At 62.9% G+C, this 17,826-nt stretch carries 14 protein-coding genes; all 14 read left to right on the top strand.

Annotated elements, in window-relative coordinates:
* Window positions 1-263: 263 nt before the first annotated feature.
* Window positions 264-4,418, top strand: a complete 4,155-nt coding sequence (gene rpoB, locus AC06FA_RS05480; RefSeq protein WP_478067449.1) for a DNA-directed RNA polymerase subunit beta — start codon at window positions 264-266, stop codon at window positions 4,416-4,418.
* Window positions 4,419-4,507: 89 nt separating this feature from the next.
* The gene (gene rpoC, locus AC06FA_RS05485) at window positions 4,508-8,728 is read left to right on the top strand and encodes a DNA-directed RNA polymerase subunit beta' (RefSeq protein ID WP_478067450.1); all 4,221 of its coding nucleotides are present in this window, start codon (window positions 4,508-4,510) and stop codon (window positions 8,726-8,728) included.
* A gap of 282 nt (window positions 8,729-9,010) precedes the next feature.
* The gene (rpsL, locus tag AC06FA_RS05490) at window positions 9,011-9,385 is read left to right on the top strand and encodes a 30S ribosomal protein S12 (protein WP_004145320.1); all 375 of its coding nucleotides are present in this window, start codon (window positions 9,011-9,013) and stop codon (window positions 9,383-9,385) included.
* A 12-nt stretch (window positions 9,386-9,397) separates the two neighbouring features.
* Window positions 9,398-9,865: a 30S ribosomal protein S7 gene (rpsG, locus tag AC06FA_RS05495; RefSeq protein WP_108748654.1), complete on the top strand. Its 468-nt coding sequence runs from the start codon at window positions 9,398-9,400 to the stop codon at window positions 9,863-9,865.
* Between the two features lie 138 nt (window positions 9,866-10,003).
* Complete coding sequence (gene fusA / locus AC06FA_RS05500) at window positions 10,004-12,145, top strand: elongation factor G (protein ID WP_199932086.1); 2,142 nt, start codon at window positions 10,004-10,006, stop codon at window positions 12,143-12,145.
* 51 nt (window positions 12,146-12,196) lie between these two features.
* Window positions 12,197-13,387 carry an elongation factor Tu gene (tuf, locus tag AC06FA_RS05505; RefSeq protein WP_478067451.1) on the top strand — a complete coding sequence of 397 codons (1,191 nt, stop codon included), beginning with the start codon at window positions 12,197-12,199 and terminating at the stop codon, window positions 13,385-13,387.
* A 332-nt stretch (window positions 13,388-13,719) separates the two neighbouring features.
* A complete protein-coding gene (rpsJ, locus tag AC06FA_RS05510; RefSeq protein WP_005408208.1) occupies window positions 13,720-14,031 on the top strand; it encodes a 30S ribosomal protein S10 in 312 nt (103 codons plus the stop codon).
* 11 nt (window positions 14,032-14,042) lie between these two features.
* Window positions 14,043-14,693, top strand: a complete 651-nt coding sequence (gene rplC, locus AC06FA_RS05515; RefSeq protein ID WP_004145336.1) for a 50S ribosomal protein L3 — start codon at window positions 14,043-14,045, stop codon at window positions 14,691-14,693.
* Between the two features lie 12 nt (window positions 14,694-14,705).
* Window positions 14,706-15,311: a 50S ribosomal protein L4 gene (gene rplD / locus AC06FA_RS05520; protein ID WP_102944279.1), complete on the top strand. Its 606-nt coding sequence runs from the start codon at window positions 14,706-14,708 to the stop codon at window positions 15,309-15,311.
* Window positions 15,308-15,607, top strand: coding sequence for a 50S ribosomal protein L23 (gene rplW, locus AC06FA_RS05525; protein ID WP_049470489.1), 300 nt, complete (start codon window positions 15,308-15,310; stop codon window positions 15,605-15,607). The genes rplD and rplW overlap by 4 nt, the downstream gene beginning before the upstream one ends.
* A 10-nt stretch (window positions 15,608-15,617) precedes the next feature.
* Window positions 15,618-16,445, top strand: a complete 828-nt coding sequence (rplB, locus tag AC06FA_RS05530) for a 50S ribosomal protein L2 (RefSeq protein ID WP_108748657.1) — start codon at window positions 15,618-15,620, stop codon at window positions 16,443-16,445.
* Window positions 16,446-16,451: 6 nt separating this feature from the next.
* Window positions 16,452-16,721, top strand: a complete 270-nt coding sequence (gene rpsS, locus AC06FA_RS05535) for a 30S ribosomal protein S19 (protein WP_005415413.1) — start codon at window positions 16,452-16,454, stop codon at window positions 16,719-16,721.
* A 12-nt stretch (window positions 16,722-16,733) separates the two neighbouring features.
* Entirely contained in the window at window positions 16,734-17,069 is a 336-nt protein-coding gene (rplV, locus tag AC06FA_RS05540) for a 50S ribosomal protein L22 (RefSeq protein ID WP_080375339.1), read from the top strand.
* Window positions 17,070-17,087: 18 nt separating this feature from the next.
* Complete coding sequence (gene rpsC / locus AC06FA_RS05545; RefSeq protein WP_005415414.1) at window positions 17,088-17,822, top strand: 30S ribosomal protein S3; 735 nt, start codon at window positions 17,088-17,090, stop codon at window positions 17,820-17,822.
* Window positions 17,823-17,826 lie beyond the last annotated feature (4 nt).

The following is a 17,826-nucleotide window of genomic DNA, read 5'->3' on the forward strand; positions in this document are numbered from 1 at the left end:
CTTTGGTCGTTCCTGCGGTGCCGGTAGAGTCGACTGTTAGTCGACTGTTTCAAAAGCAGCAAAAAGCCCAACACGGGCTGCAGTCAAACCCCGGCCGGCCAGCGCAGTGCGCGGCAGCAGGGGCGTGGTAGCAGACGAGTTGGCAGTTGGAAGTAGCGGGAGAAGGCGTGCTGGTGCCGGCAATACCAGCGACTTCCAACTGACAATTTCAAGTTCCCTTCGGGTTGTGGACGCACGACCCGCACAACAAGGTGGAAGACCTCATGACGTCCTATTCGTTCACCGAGAAAAAGCGCATCCGCAAGGATTTCGGCAAGCAGCGCTCGATCCTGGAAGTTCCCTTCCTGCTCGCCATCCAGGTGGATTCCTACCGTGATTTCCTCCAGGAAAACGTCGATCCGGCCAAGCGCGCCGATTACGGCCTGCACGCTGCGCTGAAGTCGGTCTTCCCGATCGCCAGCTACAGCGGCAATGCGGCCCTGGAATACGTCGGCTACAAGCTGGGCGACCCGGTCTTCGACGAGCGTGAGTGCCGCCAGCGTGGCATGAGCTACGGCGCGCCGCTGCGCGTGACCGTGCGCCTGGTCATCTACGACCGTGAGTCGTCGACCAAGGCCATCAAGTACGTGAAGGAGCAGGAGGTCTATCTGGGCGAAATCCCGCTGATGACCGAAAACGGCACCTTCATCGTCAACGGCACCGAGCGCGTCATCGTCTCGCAGCTGCACCGCTCGCCGGGTGTGTTCTTCGACCACGACCGTGGCAAGACCCACAGCTCGGGCAAGCTGCTGTACAGCGCCCGCATCATTCCTTACCGCGGCTCCTGGCTGGACTTCGAGTTCGACCCGAAGGACGCGCTGTTCACCCGTATCGACCGCCGCCGCAAGCTGCCGGTGTCGATCCTGCTGCGCGCGCTTGGCTACAGCAACGAAGAGATGCTGGCCGAGTTCTTCGAGATCAACACCTTCCACATCAACCCGGATGAAGGCGTCCAGCTGGAGCTGGTGCCGGAACGCCTGCGTGGCGAAACCCTGGGCTTTGACCTCGCCGACGGCGACAAGGTCATCGTGGAAGCCGGCAAGCGCATCACCGCGCGCCACATCAAGCAGCTGGAAGCCTCGGGCATTGCCGCCCTGGCCGTGCCGGACGATTACATCGTCGGCCGCATCCTGTCGCACGACGTGGTCGACGCGTCGACCGGTGAACTGCTGGCCCAGGCCAACGACGAAATCAGCGACGAGCAGCTGCAGAACTTCCGCAAGGCCGGCGTCGATGCGGTGGGCACCCTGTGGGTGAACGACCTGGATCGTGGCCCGTACCTGTCCAACACCCTGCGCATCGATCCGACCAAGACCCAGCTGGAAGCCCTGGTCGAAATCTACCGCATGATGCGTCCGGGCGAGCCGCCGACCAAGGATGCCGCGCAGAACCTGTTCCACAACCTGTTCTTCACCTTCGAGCGCTACGACCTGTCCGCGGTCGGCCGCATGAAGTTCAACCGTCGCGTGGGCCGCAAGGAAACCACCGGCGAAGCCGTGCTGTACGACCGCAAGTACTACGGCGAGCGTAACGACGAAGAATCCAAGCGCCTGGTTGCCGCCCACGGCGACAGCTCCGACATCCTGGACGTGATCAAGGTCCTGACCGAGATCCGCAATGGTCGCGGCGTGGTCGATGACATCGATCACCTGGGCAACCGTCGCGTGCGTTCGGTCGGTGAAATGGCCGAGAACGTGTTCCGCGTAGGCCTGGTCCGCGTCGAGCGCGCGGTCAAGGAACGCCTGTCGATGGCCGAATCCGAAGGCCTGACCCCGCAGGAACTGATCAACGCCAAGCCGGTCGCTGCGGCCATCAAGGAGTTCTTCGGCTCCTCGCAGCTGTCGCAGTTCATGGATCAGAACAACCCGCTGTCGGAAGTGACCCACAAGCGTCGCGTCTCGGCCCTGGGCCCGGGCGGTCTGACCCGTGAGCGCGCCGGCTTCGAAGTGCGCGACGTGCACCCGACCCATTACGGCCGCGTCTGCACCATCGAAACCCCGGAAGGCCCGAACATCGGCCTGATCAACTCGCTGGCCGTGTACGCCCGCACCAACCAGTACGGTTTCCTCGAGACCCCGTACCGCAAGGTCGTGGACGGCAAGGTGTACGACGAAGTCGAGTTCCTGTCGGCCATCGAAGAAAACGAGTACGTCATTGCGCAGGCCAACGCGCTGACCGACGCCAACAGCGTGCTGAGCGAGCAGTTCGTTCCGTGCCGCTTCCAGGGCGAATCGCTGCTGAAGCCGCCGGCGGAAGTCCACTTCATGGACGTCTCGCCGATGCAGACCGTGTCGATCGCGGCCGCGCTGGTTCCGTTCCTGGAGCACGATGACGCCAACCGTGCACTGATGGGCGCCAACATGCAGCGCCAGGCCGTGCCGACCCTGCGTGCGCAGAAGCCGCTGGTGGGTACCGGTATCGAACGCGCCGTGGCCCGTGACTCGGGTGTGACCGTGAACGCCCGTCGCGGTGGCGAGATCGTGCAGATCGACGCCGCCCGCATCGTGGTGAAGGTGGTTGAAGAAGAAATCGTCGGCGCCACCGATGCCGGCGTGGACATCTACAACCTGGTCAAGTACACCCGTTCGAACCAGAACACCTGCATCAATCAGCGTCCGCTGGTCCAGGTGGGCGATATCATCGCCCGCGGCGACGTGCTGGCCGACGGTCCGTCCACCGACATCGGCGAACTGGCCCTGGGCCAGAACATGCTGATCGCGTTCATGCCGTGGAACGGCTACAACTTCGAAGACTCCATCCTGCTCTCCGAGCGCGTGGTGGAAGAGGATCGTTACACCACGATCCACATCGAAGAGCTGACCTGCGTTGCGCGTGACACCAAGCTGGGGCCGGAGGAAATCTCCGCCGACATCCCGAACGTTTCCGAGCAGGCGCTGAACCGCCTGGACGAAAGCGGCGTGGTGTACATCGGTGCCGAAGTCCGCGCCGGCGACATCATGGTCGGCAAGGTCACCCCGAAGGGCGAAAGCCAGCTGACCCCGGAAGAGAAGCTGCTGCGCGCGATCTTCGGCGAGAAGGCTTCGGACGTGAAGGACAGCTCGCTGCGCGTTCCGCCGGGCATGGACGGCACCGTCATCGACGTGCAGGTCTTCACCCGCGATGGCATCGAGAAGGACAAGCGCGCCCGTCAGATCGAAGAGTCTGAAATCAAGCGCGTCAAGAAGGACTTCGACGACCAGTTCCGCATCCTGGAAGCGGCCATCTACATGCGTCTGCGTTCGCAGATCGTGGGCAAGGTGGTCAACGGTGGCGCCGGCCTGAAGAAGGGCGACGTGATCTCCGACGCCTTCCTGGACGGTCTGAAGAAGGCCGACTGGTTCGCCCTGCGCATGAAGGACGAGGACGCTTCGGAAGCCATCGAGCGCGCGCAGAAGCAGATCCAGGCGCACGAGAAGGAATTCGAGCGTCGTTTCGCCGACAAGCGCGGCAAGATCACCGCTGGCGACGATCTCGCCCCGGGCGTGCTGAAGATGGTCAAGGTGTTCCTGGCCGTGAAGCGCCGCATCCAGCCGGGCGACAAGATGGCAGGCCGCCACGGTAACAAGGGTGTGGTGTCCAACGTGGTTCCGGTCGAGGACATGCCGTACATGGCCTCGGGCGAAACCGTGGACATCGTGCTGAACCCGCTGGGCGTGCCGTCGCGTATGAACATCGGCCAGATCCTGGAAGTGCACCTGGGCTGGGCAGCCAAGGGTCTGGGTCGCAAGATCCAGGCGATGATGGAAGCCCAGGCGGCCGTGGCCGACCTGCGCAAGTTCCTGGACGACATCTACAACCACGATGACACCAACGTGGCCAACCGTGTCGACCTGTCGCAGTTCAGCGACGAGGAACTGCTGCGCCTGGCCCGCAACCTTACCGACGGCGTGCCGATGGCCTCCCCGGTGTTCGACGGTGCCACCGAAGCGGAAATCAAGCGCATGCTGGAACTGGCCGACCTGCCGAGCAGTGGCCAGACCCAGCTGTACGACGGCCGCACCGGTGAAGCCTTCGATCGTCACACCACCGTTGGCTACATGCACTACCTGAAGCTGAACCACCTGGTCGACGACAAGATGCACGCCCGTTCGACCGGTCCGTACTCGCTCGTTACCCAGCAGCCGCTGGGCGGCAAGGCGCAGTTCGGCGGCCAGCGCTTCGGTGAAATGGAAGTCTGGGCGCTGGAAGCCTACGGCGCGGCCTACACCCTGCAGGAAATGCTGACGGTGAAGTCCGATGACGTGCAGGGCCGCAACCAGATGTACAAGAACATCGTCGACGGTGAGCACGAGATGGTCGCGGGCATGCCGGAATCCTTCAACGTGCTCGTGAAGGAAATCCGCTCGCTGGCCATCAACATGGAACTGGAAGACAACTGATCCATGCCGGCGCGGCGGTCACCGCCGCCGCGCCGCTGGCAGTGAACTGAAAGCCCATCGACACAGCATTCCTCCTTTCGGAGAACACCATGAAAGACCTGCTCAACCTCTTCAACCAGCAGCGCCAGACGCTGGACTTCGACGCGATCAAGATCGCGCTGGCCTCGCCGGACCTGATCCGCTCGTGGTCCTTCGGCGAAGTGAAGAAGCCGGAAACCATCAACTACCGTACCTTCAAGCCGGAACGTGACGGCCTGTTCTGCGCCGCCATCTTCGGCCCGGTGAAGGACTACGAGTGCCTGTGCGGCAAGTACAAGCGCATGAAGCACCGCGGCGTGGTCTGCGAAAAGTGCGGCACCGAAGTGACCCTGGCCAAGGTGCGCCGCGAGCGCATGGGCCACATCGACCTGGCTTCGCCGGTCGCGCACATCTGGTTCCTGAAGTCGCTGCCGTCGCGCATCGGCCTGATGCTGGACATGACCCTGCGCGACATCGAGCGCGTGCTGTACTTCGAAGCCTACGTGGTGACCGAGCCGGGCCTGACCGCCCTGGAGCGCCGCCAGCTGCTGACCGAAGAACAGTACCTGCAGGCCCGCCAGGAGCACGGTGACGACTTCGACGCCGCCATGGGCGCCGAGGCCGTGTACGAACTGCTGCGCACCATCGACCTGCAGTCGGAAATGACCCGCCTGCGCGAAGAAATCGCCAGCACCGGTTCGGAAACCAAGCTGAAGCGACTGACCAAGCGCATCAAGCTGATCGAAGCCTTCCTGGAATCGGGCAACCGTCCGGAATGGATGGTCATGACCGTGCTGCCGGTGCTGCCGCCGGACCTGCGTCCGCTGGTTCCGCTGGATGGCGGCCGCTTCGCGACCTCCGACCTGAACGACCTGTACCGCCGCGTCATCAACCGTAACAACCGCCTGCGCCGCCTGCTCGAACTGAGCGCGCCGGACATCATCGTGCGCAATGAAAAGCGCATGCTGCAGGAATCGGTCGATGCGCTGCTGGACAACGGCCGTCGTGGCCGTGCCATCACCGGCACCAACAAGCGCCCGCTGAAGTCGCTGGCCGACATGATCAAGGGCAAGCAGGGTCGCTTCCGCCAGAACCTGCTGGGCAAGCGCGTCGACTACTCGGGCCGTTCGGTCATCGTGGTCGGCCCGTACCTGCGCCTGCACCAGTGCGGCCTGCCGAAGAAGATGGCGCTGGAGTTGTTCAAGCCGTTCGTCTTCGCCAAGCTGCAGCGTCGTGGCCTGGCCACCACCATCAAGGCCGCCAAGAAGCTGGTCGAGCGCGAAGAAGCCGAAGTCTGGGACATCCTGGAAGAGGTCATCCGCGAACACCCGGTGATGCTGAACCGTGCGCCGACCCTGCACCGTCTGGGCATCCAGGCGTTCGAGCCGGTGCTGATCGAAGGCAAGGCCATCCAGCTGCACCCGCTGGTCTGCACCGCGTTCAACGCCGACTTCGACGGTGACCAGATGGCCGTCCACGTGCCGCTCTCGCTGGAAGCCCAGCTGGAAGCGCGTGCGCTGATGATGTCCACCAACAACATCCTGTCGCCGGCCAACGGCGAGCCGATCATCGTGCCGTCGCAGGACGTCGTGCTGGGTCTGTACTACATGACCCGCTCGCTGGAAAACAAGAAGGGCGAGGGCATGGCCTTCGCCAACATCGCCGAAGTCAAGCGCGCCTACGACAACCGCGTGGTGGAACTGCATGCACGCGTCAAGGTCCGCATCACCGAAGTGGTGACCGACGAGGAAGGCAACAAGCAGAACAAGACCTCGATCGTGGACACCACGATCGGTCGCGCCCTGCTGGCTGAAATCCTGCCGGAAGGCCTGCCGTTCGCGCTGGCCAACACCGAACTGACCAAGAAGAACATCAGCCGCCTGATCAACTCCAGCTACCGCCAGCTGGGTCTGAAGGACACGGTCGTGTTCGCCGACAAGCTGATGTACACCGGCTTCGCTTACGCGACCCGCGCCGGCGTCTCCATCGGCATCGACGACATGCTGATCCCCGACGAGAAGAAGGGCATCCTCACCGAGGCCGAAGCCGAAGTGCTGGAAATCCAGGAGCAGTACCAGTCGGGCCTGGTCACCGCCGGCGAGCGCTACAACAAGGTGGTCGACATCTGGTCGCGTACCAATGAACGCATCGCCAAGGCGATGATGGACACCATCGGTACCGAGAAGGTGGTCAACGCCAAGGGCGAGACCATCGACCAGAAGTCGATGAACTCGCTGTACATCATGGCCGACTCCGGTGCGCGAGGCAGCCAGGCACAGATCCGTCAGCTGGCCGGCATGCGCGGCCTGATGGCCCGTCCCGATGGCTCGATCATCGAGACGCCCATCAAGGCGAACTTCCGCGAAGGCCTGAACGTGCAGGAGTACTTCAACTCCACCCACGGTGCCCGTAAGGGTCTGGCCGATACCGCGCTGAAGACCGCGAACTCGGGTTACCTGACCCGTCGTCTGGTCGACGTGGCGCAGGACGTGGTGATCACCGAGGTGGATTGCGGTACCACCGAAGGCCTGATCATGACCCCGATCGTGGAAGGCGGCGACGTGGTCGAGCCGTTGAAGGACCGCGTGCTGGGTCGCGTGGTTGCCGAGGACGTGTTCCTGCCGGGCAACGACGAAGATCCGATCGTGACCCGCAACACCCTGCTGGACGAAGCCTGGGTGGCCAAGCTGGAAGATGCCGGCGTGCAGACCATCAAGGTCCGCTCGACCATCTCCTGCGAATCGGCCTTCGGCGTCTGCGCCCGCTGCTACGGCCGCGATCTGGCCCGTGGCCACCTGGTCAACATCGGTGAAGCGGTCGGCGTCATCGCCGCCCAGTCCATCGGTGAGCCGGGTACCCAGCTGACCATGCGTACGTTCCACATCGGTGGTGCGGCGTCGCGAGCTGCTGCGGTCGACAACATCACTGTCAAGACCACCGGTTCGGTCAAGTTCAGCAACCTCAAGTCGGTCGAGCACGCCAATGGCTCGCTGGTGGCAGTGTCGCGCTCGGGCGAAATCTCGGTGCTCGATGCCCACGGCCGTGAGCGTGAGCGTTACAAGCTGCCGTACGGTGCCACCATCACGTCCAAGGACGGCGATGCGATCAAGGCTGGCCAGACCGTGGCCAACTGGGATCCGCATAACCACCCGATCGTGTCGGAAGTGGCCGGTTTCATCCGCTTCATCGACTTCGTCGACGGCATCACCGTCATCGAAAAGACCGATGAACTGACCGGTCTGGCTTCGCGCGAAATCACCGATCCGAAGCGTCGTGGTGCACAGGCCAAGGACCTGCGCCCGATCGTGCGCATCGTCGATGCCAAGGGCAATGATCTGTCCATCCCGGGCACCGATCTGCCGGCGCAGTACCTGCTGCCGCCGCGTTCGATCGTCAACCTGCAGGACGGCGCCCCGGTGGGCGTGGGCGACGTGGTCGCCAAGATCCCGCAGGAAGCGTCCAAGACCCGCGACATCACCGGTGGTCTGCCGCGCGTGGCCGATCTGTTCGAAGCGCGCAAGCCGAAGGATCCGGCGGTGCTGGCCGAGCGCTCGGGCATCATCAGCTTCGGCAAGGACACCAAGGGCAAGCAGCGCCTGATCATCAAGGACACCGATGGTTCGGAACACGAAGAGCTGATTCCGAAGTACCGCCAGGTGATCGTGTTCGAAGGTGAACACGTGACCAAGGGCGAAACCATCGTGGACGGCGAACCGAGCCCGCAGGACATCCTGCGTCTGCTGGGTGTCGAACCGCTGGCCGCCTACCTGGTGAAGGAAATCCAGGACGTGTACCGCCTGCAGGGCGTGAAGATCAACGACAAGCACATCGAAGTCATCACCCGCCAGATGCTGCGCAAGGTCGAGATCACCGACCAGGGCAGCAGCAAGTTCCTGAACGGTGAACAGGTGGAGCGTCAGCGCGTGATCGAGGAGAATGCACGCCTGGCCACCCGCAGCGAGCTGCCGGCGCACTTCGACCCGGTGCTGCTGGGTATCACCAAGGCATCGCTGGCCACTGAATCGTTCATCTCGGCGGCGTCCTTCCAGGAAACCACCCGCGTGCTGACCGAAGCTGCCGTCCGCGGCACCAAGGACAACCTGCGTGGCCTGAAGGAAAACGTCATCGTCGGCCGTCTGATTCCGGCCGGTACCGGTCTGTCGTACCACAGCAGCCGCCGTCGCGACGCGTCCGGCCTGACCGAATCGGAAATGCAGACCCTGGCCGGTGCTCCGGCTGCGGTCGAGGCGCCGGTGGTCGAGGCGGAAGCTGAACAGGCTTCGGAAGACTGATACACCGGTCCGGCCTCACGGCCGGACCACCCCGTCGGTGCAACGACGGGGTTGGGACAGGGCAGGGTGCACCGCCAGCGGTTCACCCTGCCAACCTGAACGGGGTACATGGAGGCCCCCCAGTAACGTTCCGGGATCAGGAACGGGCTTGACAGAACGCGTTTGACTGCGTTCCTGACAGGTTGCTACAATCGTCTGTCTCAGCAGGCCAGAATTTTGGCCTGCTTTAACATTTCCGCATCTCTGGCCGGATTTCCGGCCACCAATCAGAAGAACCTACTGATGGCGACGATCAACCAGCTGGTCCGCAAGCCGCGGCAAGCTACTACGTACAAGAGTGCCTCGCCGGCGCTCGACAAGTGCCCGCAGCGCCGTGGCGTCTGCACCCGCGTCTACACCACCACCCCGAAGAAGCCGAACTCGGCTCTGCGCAAGGTTGCCAAGGTCCGCCTGACCAACCAGGAAGAAGTCATTTCCTACATCGGCGGTGAAGGCCACAACCTGCAGGAACACTCCGTGGTCCTGATCCGTGGCGGTCGTGTCAAGGATCTGCCGGGTGTGCGTTACCACACCGTTCGTGGCTCGCTCGACGCCGCCGGCGTTGCCAAGCGTCGCCAGGCCCGTTCCAAGTACGGCGCCAAGCGTCCGAAGGCCTAAGGGGAGAGCACTATGTCGCGTAAGGGTAATACTCCGCAGCGTTCCGTCCTGCCGGATCCGAAGCACGGAAGCGAAACCATCGCCCGTTTCATCAACATGGTCATGCAGAGCGGCAAGAAGTCCGTCGCTGAAAAGATCGTGTACGGTGCCATGGACGTCATCTCCGAGAAGAACGCCAACTCGATCGAGCTGGTGCAGAAGGCTCTGGACAACGTCGCTCCGGCGGTCGAAGTGAAGTCGCGTCGCGTCGGCGGCGCTACCTACCAGGTGCCGGTCGAAGTGCGCGCCTCGCGCAAGATGGCCCTGGCCATGCGTTGGCTGATCGACTCCGCGCGCAAGCGTGGTGAGAACACCATGCCGAAGAAGCTGGCTGCTGAACTGATCGACGCCGCGGAAAACCGTGGTGGCGCCATCAAGAAGCGCGAAGAAACCCACCGCATGGCCGAAGCCAACAAGGCCTTCGCCCACTACCGCTGGTGAGTTTGACGGCCTTGTAAAACAGGCAGGGCAGCACCATCACGGTGCTGCCTCGCGGCCCCAGAAGGGCTGCGCCAATCCGAAGGCCGCCGCAAGGCGGCGTTCGGCCATCCGAAATCCAAGAAATCTGAGAGGCTCCCCGTGGCCCGTTCCACTCCCATCGAGCGTTACCGTAACTTCGGCATCATGGCTCACATCGATGCCGGCAAGACCACCACGTCCGAGCGCATCCTGTTCTACACCGGCAAGAGCCACAAGATCGGTGAAGTGCATGACGGCGCCGCCACCATGGACTGGATGGAGCAGGAACAGGAACGTGGCATCACGATCCAGTCCGCTGCCACCACCGCGTTCTGGAAGGGCATGGACAAGTCCCTGCCGGAGCACCGCTTCAACATCATCGACACCCCCGGGCACGTCGACTTCACCATCGAAGTGGAGCGCTCGCTGCGCGTGCTCGACGGTGCGGTGTTCGTGCTGTGTGCCGTGGGTGGCGTGCAGCCGCAGTCGGAAACCGTGTGGCGCCAGGCCAACCGCTACAAGGTGCCGCGCATCGCGTTCGTCAACAAGATGGACCGCACCGGCGCCAACTTCTACAAGGTCCGTGACCAGCTGAAGGCCAAGCTCGGTGCCGTCGCTGTGCCGATGCAGCTGCCGATCGGCGCTGAAGACGGCTTCAAGGGCGTTGTCGATCTGCTGAAGATGAAGGCCATCCACTGGGATGAAGCCTCGCAGGGCATGAAGTTCGAATACGGCGACATCCCGGCCGAACTGCAGGAAAAGGCTGAAGAAGCCCGTACCTTCATGATCGAGACCGCGGCTGAAGCCAGCGAAGAGCTGATGGAAAAGTACCTGGGCGGCGAAGAGCTGGCCGAGTCGGAAATCATCAACGCGCTGCGTACCCGTACCCTGGCCACCGAAATCGTCCCGATGTACTGCGGTTCGGCGTTCAAGAACAAGGGCGTGCAGGCCATGCTGGACGGCGTGATCCAGCTGCTGCCGTCGCCGGTTGACGTGCCGGACGTGACCGGTACCGACGTGGACGACGAAAACGTCGCCATGACCCGCAAGTCCGACGACAAGGCTCCGTTCTCGTCGCTGGCCTTCAAGATCATCACCGACCCGTTCGTCGGCGCGCTGACCTTCTTCCGTGTCTACTCGGGCACCCTGAATGGCGGCGACACCGTGCTGAACTCGGTGAAGGGCAAGAAGGAGCGCATCGGCCGCATCCTGCAGATGCACTCGAACAACCGCGAAGAAATCAAGGAAGTTCTGGCCGGTGACATCGCCGCTGCCGTGGGCCTGAAGGACACCACCACCGGTGACACCCTGTGCTCGATCGACCAGCCGATCATCCTGGAGCGCATGACGTTCCCGGAGCCGGTGATCTCGATGGCCGTCGAACCGAAGACCAAGTCGGACCAGGAAAAGATGGGTCTGGCCCTGGGCCGTCTGGCGCAGGAAGATCCGTCGTTCCGCGTCAAGACCGACGAAGAATCCGGCCAGACCATCATCTCGGGCATGGGCGAGCTGCACCTGGACATCATCGTCGACCGCCTGAAGCGCGAGTTCAACGTTGAAGCCAACGTCGGCGCGCCGCAGGTGGCCTACCGCGAAACCATCACCCTGGCTGACGTGAAGTCGGACTACAAGCACGCCAAGCAGTCCGGTGGTAAGGGTCAGTACGGTCACGTCGTGATCGAGCTGTCGCCGATCACCGCTGAAGACCGTGCCGATGCCAAGATCGCTCCGCTGATCAAGGACGACTTCCTGTTCATCAACGACATCACCGGTGGTGTGATTCCGAAGGAATTCATCCCGTCGATCGAAAAGGGCCTGCGCGAAACCATCACCAGCGGTCCGCTGGCTGGCTTCCCGGTCGTGGACGTCAAGGTGAAGCTGGTGTTCGGCTCGTACCACGACGTCGACTCGTCGGAAATGGCGTTCAAGCTGGCCTCGTCGATGGCCTTCAAGCAGGGCTTCTCCAAGGCCAAGCCGGTCCTGCTGGAGCCGATCATGAAGGTCGAGATCGTGACCCCGGAAGACTACCAGGGTGACGTGATGGGCGACGTCAGCCGTCGTCGCGGCGTGCTGCAGGGTTCCGACACCACCGGTGACGGCTCCGCTTCGATCATCAACGCGATGATCCCGCTGGGTGAAATGTTCGGTTACGCCACGGCGCTGCGTTCGCAGACCCAGGGCCGCGCCACCTTCACCATGGAATTCGACCATTACGAGCCGGCGCCGAACAACATCGCCGAAGCCGTCATGAAGAAGGGCTGAGCCTCGCTCAGCCTCTCCTGAAAACCACTTTCAATATCAAGGTAAACAACAATGGCAAAGGGTAAGTTCGAGCGCACCAAGCCGCACGTCAACGTCGGCACCATCGGTCACGTCGACCATGGCAAGACCACGCTGACCGCTGCACTGACCAAGATCGGTGCCGAGCGCTTCGGTGGCGAGTTCAAGGATTACTCGGCAATCGACGCCGCTCCGGAAGAGAAGGCTCGTGGTATCACGATCTCGACCGCGCACGTCGAGTACGAATCCACCACCCGTCACTACGCCCACGTCGATTGCCCGGGCCATGCTGACTACGTCAAGAACATGATCACCGGTGCTGCCCAGATGGACGGCGCGATCCTGGTGTGCTCGGCCGCTGACGGCCCGATGCCGCAGACCCGCGAGCACATCCTGCTGTCGCGTCAGGTCGGCGTGCCGTACATCGTCGTGTTCCTGAACAAGGCCGACATGGTTGACGATGCCGAGCTGCTGGAACTGGTCGAAATGGAAGTCCGTGAACTGCTGAGCAAGTACGAGTTCCCGGGCGACGACACCCCGATCATCGCCGGTTCGGCTCGTCTGGCGCTGGAAGGCGACCAGAGCGACATCGGCGTGCCGGCGATCATCAAGCTGGTCGACGCGCTGGACACCTGGATTCCGGAGCCGGAGCGTGCAGTCGACAAGCCGTTCCTGATGCCGGTGGAAGACGTGTTCTCGATCTCGGGCCGCGGCACCGTGGTTACCGGTCGTATCGAGCGCGGCGTGATCAAGGTCGGCGAAGAAATCGAAATCGTCGGCATCCGTCCGGTGCAGAAGACCACCGTGACCGGCGTCGAAATGTTCCGCAAGCTGCTGGACCAGGGCCAGGCAGGCGACAACGCCGGTCTGCTGCTGCGCGGCACCAAGCGTGACGACGTCGAGCGCGGCCAGGTTCTGGCCAAGCCGGGCACCATCAAGCCGCACACCACCTTCGAAGGCGAAGTGTACGTGCTGTCGAAGGACGAAGGCGGCCGTCACACCCCGTTCTTCAACGGCTACCGCCCGCAGTTCTACTTCCGTACCACCGACATCACCGGTAAGGCCAACCTGCCGGAAGGCGTCGAGATGGTGATGCCGGGCGACAACGTGAAGATGGTTGTCGAGCTGATCAACCCGGTGGCAATGGACGAAGGCCTGCGCTTCGCCATCCGCGAAGGCGGCCGTACCGTCGGCGCCGGCGTGGTCTCGAAGATCATCGCGTAATCTGGTAGTATCTGCGCCCCGATGTTGCCTGGGTAGGGCATCGGGGCGTATCAAATGGGAAAGCAGGCACAGGATGTGCCTTGTGTTCCCCGGACCAGGAACGGTCAATGCCATTCAGGCGGCGTCAACAGGCAACTGTTGACAGCTGCCTTGCGTGCCATTATGCTTCCACGTCTGGGCAGACCGGGAAACTGGCCTGCCTACGTTTTTGGGGTCTACGGATTGACCTTGTCGGCCTGCAGGAGTGCGGGCCGTCTGTATTCAGGGATTTCACGGGACAAAGCAACCCAGAGGCTTTGTCTGTCGCTCTTTTAACGAAGGAACCTACCGCCATGGCGGACCAAAAGATCCGGATCCGGCTGAAAGCGTTCGATCATCGTCTGATCGACCGTTCGGCCAGCGAGATCGTTGAAACGGCCAAGCGGACCGGCGCGCAAGTGCGTGGCCCGATCCCGCTGCCGACCAAGATCGAGCGTTACACCGTCCTCGTTTCCCCGCACGTCGACAAGGACGCGCGTGACCAGTACGAGACCCGCACGCACAAGCGCGTGCTCGATATCGTTGACCCGAATGACAAGACCGTGGACGCGCTGATGAAGCTCGAACTGGCTGCCGGCGTCGACGTTCAGATCAAGCTGACCTGAGGACTACGACCATGACGAAGAAGTATTCGTTGGGCTTCGTGGGCCGCAAGGCTGGCATGAGCCGCGTGTTCACTGAAGATGGCCGCTCCATCCCGGTGACCCTGATCGAAGCAACCCCCAACCGCATCGCGCAGATCAAGACCGTCGAAACCGACGGCTACAGCGCCGTGCAGGTGACCGTCGGCGCGCGTCGCGCTGCCCTGGTCAACAAGCCGGAAGCCGGCCACTTCGCCAAGGCGAAGGTGGAAGCGGGTCGTGGCCTGTGGGAATTCCGCGTTGAAGACGCGCAGCTCGGCGATTTCGCCGTTGGCGGCGAAGTCAAGGCGGACATCTTCGAAGTCGGCCAGATCGTCGACGTCCAGGGTGTCACCAAGGGTAAGGGTTTCCAGGGCACCATCAAGCGCCACAACTTCCGTATGGGCGATGCAACCCACGGTAACTCGCTGTCGCATCGCGCGCCGGGTTCGCTGGGTCAGCGCCAGACCCCGGGTCGCGTTTTCCCGGGCAAGAAGATGTCGGGCCACATGGGCGCGGTGCAGCAGAGCACCCAGAACCTGGAAGTGGTCAAGGTCGACGTCGAGCGCGGTCTGATCGCAGTTCGCGGCGCCGTTCCGGGCGCGGCGGGTGGCGACGTGATCGTCCGTCCGGCGAGCAAGGCATAAGGAGAGATGACGATGGAACTCGTTATCACGGGTAGCAACAACAAGGTCTCGGTCTCCGACGCCGTGTTCGGTCGCGATTTCAGCGAAGATCTGGTCCACCAGGTCGTCGTTGCTTACCGCAACGCCGGTCGCGCCGGCACCAAGGCGCAGAAGACTCGCTCCGAAGTGGCAGGTACCACCAAGAAGTCGAAGAAGCAGAAGGGCGGCGGCGCGCGTCATGGCGCACTGACGGCTCCGATCTTCGTCGGCGGCGGTGTCACCTTTGCGGCCAAGCCGCGCAGCTTCGAGCAGAAGGTCAATCGTAAGCAGTACCGTGCCGCCATGTGCGCGATCCTGTCCGAGCTGAACCGTCAGGGCCGTCTGACCATCGTGGAGTCCTTCGACGTCGAAGCGACCAGCACGAAGGGTCTGATCGCCAAGCTGGCCGGCCTGGAAGTGGGCAAGCGCCCGCTGATCGTCACCGAGGAAGCCTCCGAACACCTGTACCTGTCGGCTCGCAACGTTCCCTACGTGGAAGTGCGTGACGTGCAGGGCCTGGATCCGGTGTCCCTGGTTGGTGCCGACACGGTCGTCATCACCGCTGACGCGGTCAAGAAGGTCGAGGAGTGGCTGGCATGAACAGCAACGAAAAAATCTTCAGCGTGCTGCGTGCCCCGCGTGTCTCCGAAAAGACCGCGCGCCTGCAGGAACTCTCCAATCAGTATGTCTTCGAAATTTCGAACGAAGCCACCAAGGCCGATGTAAAGGCCGCGGTTGAGCAGCTGTTCGACGTCAAGGTCGAAGCCGTCAACGTGGTCAACGTCAAGGGCAAGAACAAGTCCTTCCGTAACCGTGCTGGCCGCCGCGGCGATTGGCGCAAGGCGTACGTTCGCCTGGCCGACGGCCAGTCGATCGATGTAACGGCCAAGGCCTGAGGTACATCCCATGCCATTGATGAAATTCAAGCCCACTTCCCCCGGCCGCCGTTCGGCCGTGCGCGTGGTCACTCCCGACCTGCACAAGGGTGCTCCGCACGCCGCGCTGGTCGAGTCGCAGAGCCGCTCGGGTGGTCGTAACCACCATGGCCGCATCACCGTGCGTCACGTCGGTGGTGGCCACAAGCAGCACTACCGCATCATCGACTTCAAGCGCAACAAGCTGGGCATCCCGGCGCGCGTGGAACGCATCGAATACGATCCGAATCGCACCGCCCACATCGCCCTGCTGTGCTACGTCGACGGTGAGCGCCGCTACATCATCGCCCCGAAGGGTCTGAAGGCTGGTGATCAGGTGATCGCTGGTTCGGACGCCCCGATCAAGGCCGGCAACACCCTGCCGCTGCGCAACATCCCGGTCGGTACCACCATCCACTGCATCGAACTGAAGCCCGGCAAGGGCGCTCAGATCGCCCGCGCCGCTGGTGCGGCCGTGCAGCTGGTTGCCCGCGAAGGCATCTACGCCACCCTGCGCCTGCGCTCGGGTGAAATGCGTAAGGTTCCGGTCGAGTGCTGCGCCACCATCGGTGAAGTCGGCAACGACGAGCACAGCCTGGAAAAGCTGGGCAAGGCCGGTGCCAAGCGTTGGCGCGGCGTCCGCCCGACCGTTCGTGGTGCTGCCATGAACCCGGTTGACCACCCGCACGGTGGTGGTGAGGCGAAGGCCGGCCAGGGTAACCCGCATCCGGTCACCCCGTGGGGTGTTCCGACCAAGGGTTACAAGACGCGCCATAACAAGCGCACTCAGCAGTTCATCGTCCGCGATCGTAGGGGCTAATCGACCATGGCACGTTCACTCAAGAAGGGCCCGTTCGTCGATCACCACCTCGTCAAGAAGGTGGAGGCCGCTGCGGGCAGCAAGAAGCCGATCAAGACCTGGTCGCGCCGTTCGATGATCCTGCCTGACATGGTAGGCATCACCATTGCCGTGCATAACGGCAAGAACCACATCCCGGTTCTCGTCAACGAGAACATGGTCGGCCACAAGCTCGGCGAATTTGCCATCACCCGGACCTTCAAGGGTCACGGTGGTGACAAGAAGTCGGGCAAGTAAGGAGAGATGACAATGGAAGCGAAAGCCATCCTGCGCACTGCGCGCATCTCCCCGCAGAAGGCTCGTCTGGTCGCTGACCAGGTGCGCGGTCTGCCGGCCGAACGTGCGGTCAACCTGCTGAAGTTCTCGGACAAGAAGGCTGCCCACCTGATCAAGAAGGTGGTGGAGTCGGCTATTGCCAACGCCGAGAACAACCAGGGCGCCGACGTCGACGAGCTGAAGGTTCAGACCATCATGGTTGATGAAGGTCCGACCCTGAAGCGTTTCATGGCGCGGGCGAAAGGCCGCGGTACCCGCATCCTCAAGCGCACCAGCCACATCACTGTGGTTGTGGGCGCCGGCAAGTAAGCGGATAAGGAAAAGACCATGGGTCATAAAGTTCATCCGATTGGTATCCGTCTCGGTATTTCCAAGGACTGGAACTCCAAGTGGTACGCCAACAAGGCCGAGTTCGCTGGTTACCTGGCAGCCGACCTGAAAGTGCGCGACATGCTGCGCAAGAAGCTGGCTCAGGCCGGCATCAGCAAGATCCTGATCGAGCGTCCGGCCAAGACCGCTCGCGTGACGATCCACACCGCCCGTCCGGGCGTGGTGATCGGCAAGCGCGGTGAGGACATCGAGAAGCTGCGCAAGGAAGTGAGCGAAATGATGGGCGTCCCGGCGCACATCAACGTCACCGAAGTGCGCAAGCCGGAACTGGACGCGCAGCTCGTTGCCGAGTCGATCGCCCAGCAGCTGGAGCGTCGCATCATGTTCCGCCGTGCAATGAAGCGCTCGGTCGGCAACGCGATGCGCCTGGGTGCCCTGGGCATCAAGGTCAACGTCGGTGGCCGCCTCAACGGTGCAGAAATCGCCCGTTCGGAGTGGTACCGCGAAGGCCGCGTGCCGCTGCACACCCTGCGTGCCGACATCGACTATGGCTTCGCTGAAGCTAAGACGACCTACGGCATCATCGGCATCAAGGTCTGGATCTACAAGGGCGAGGTCTTCGATTTCTCCCAGGTTGGCCAGGAAAAGCAGGACGACACCCCGTCGCGCAACGATCGTCACGATCGCGGCGACCGCGGTGACCGTCAGCGCCCGGCTCGTGAAGCGAGGTAACGAC

The sequence above is a fragment of the Stenotrophomonas sp. Steno-C17 genome, assembly GCF_056393165.1.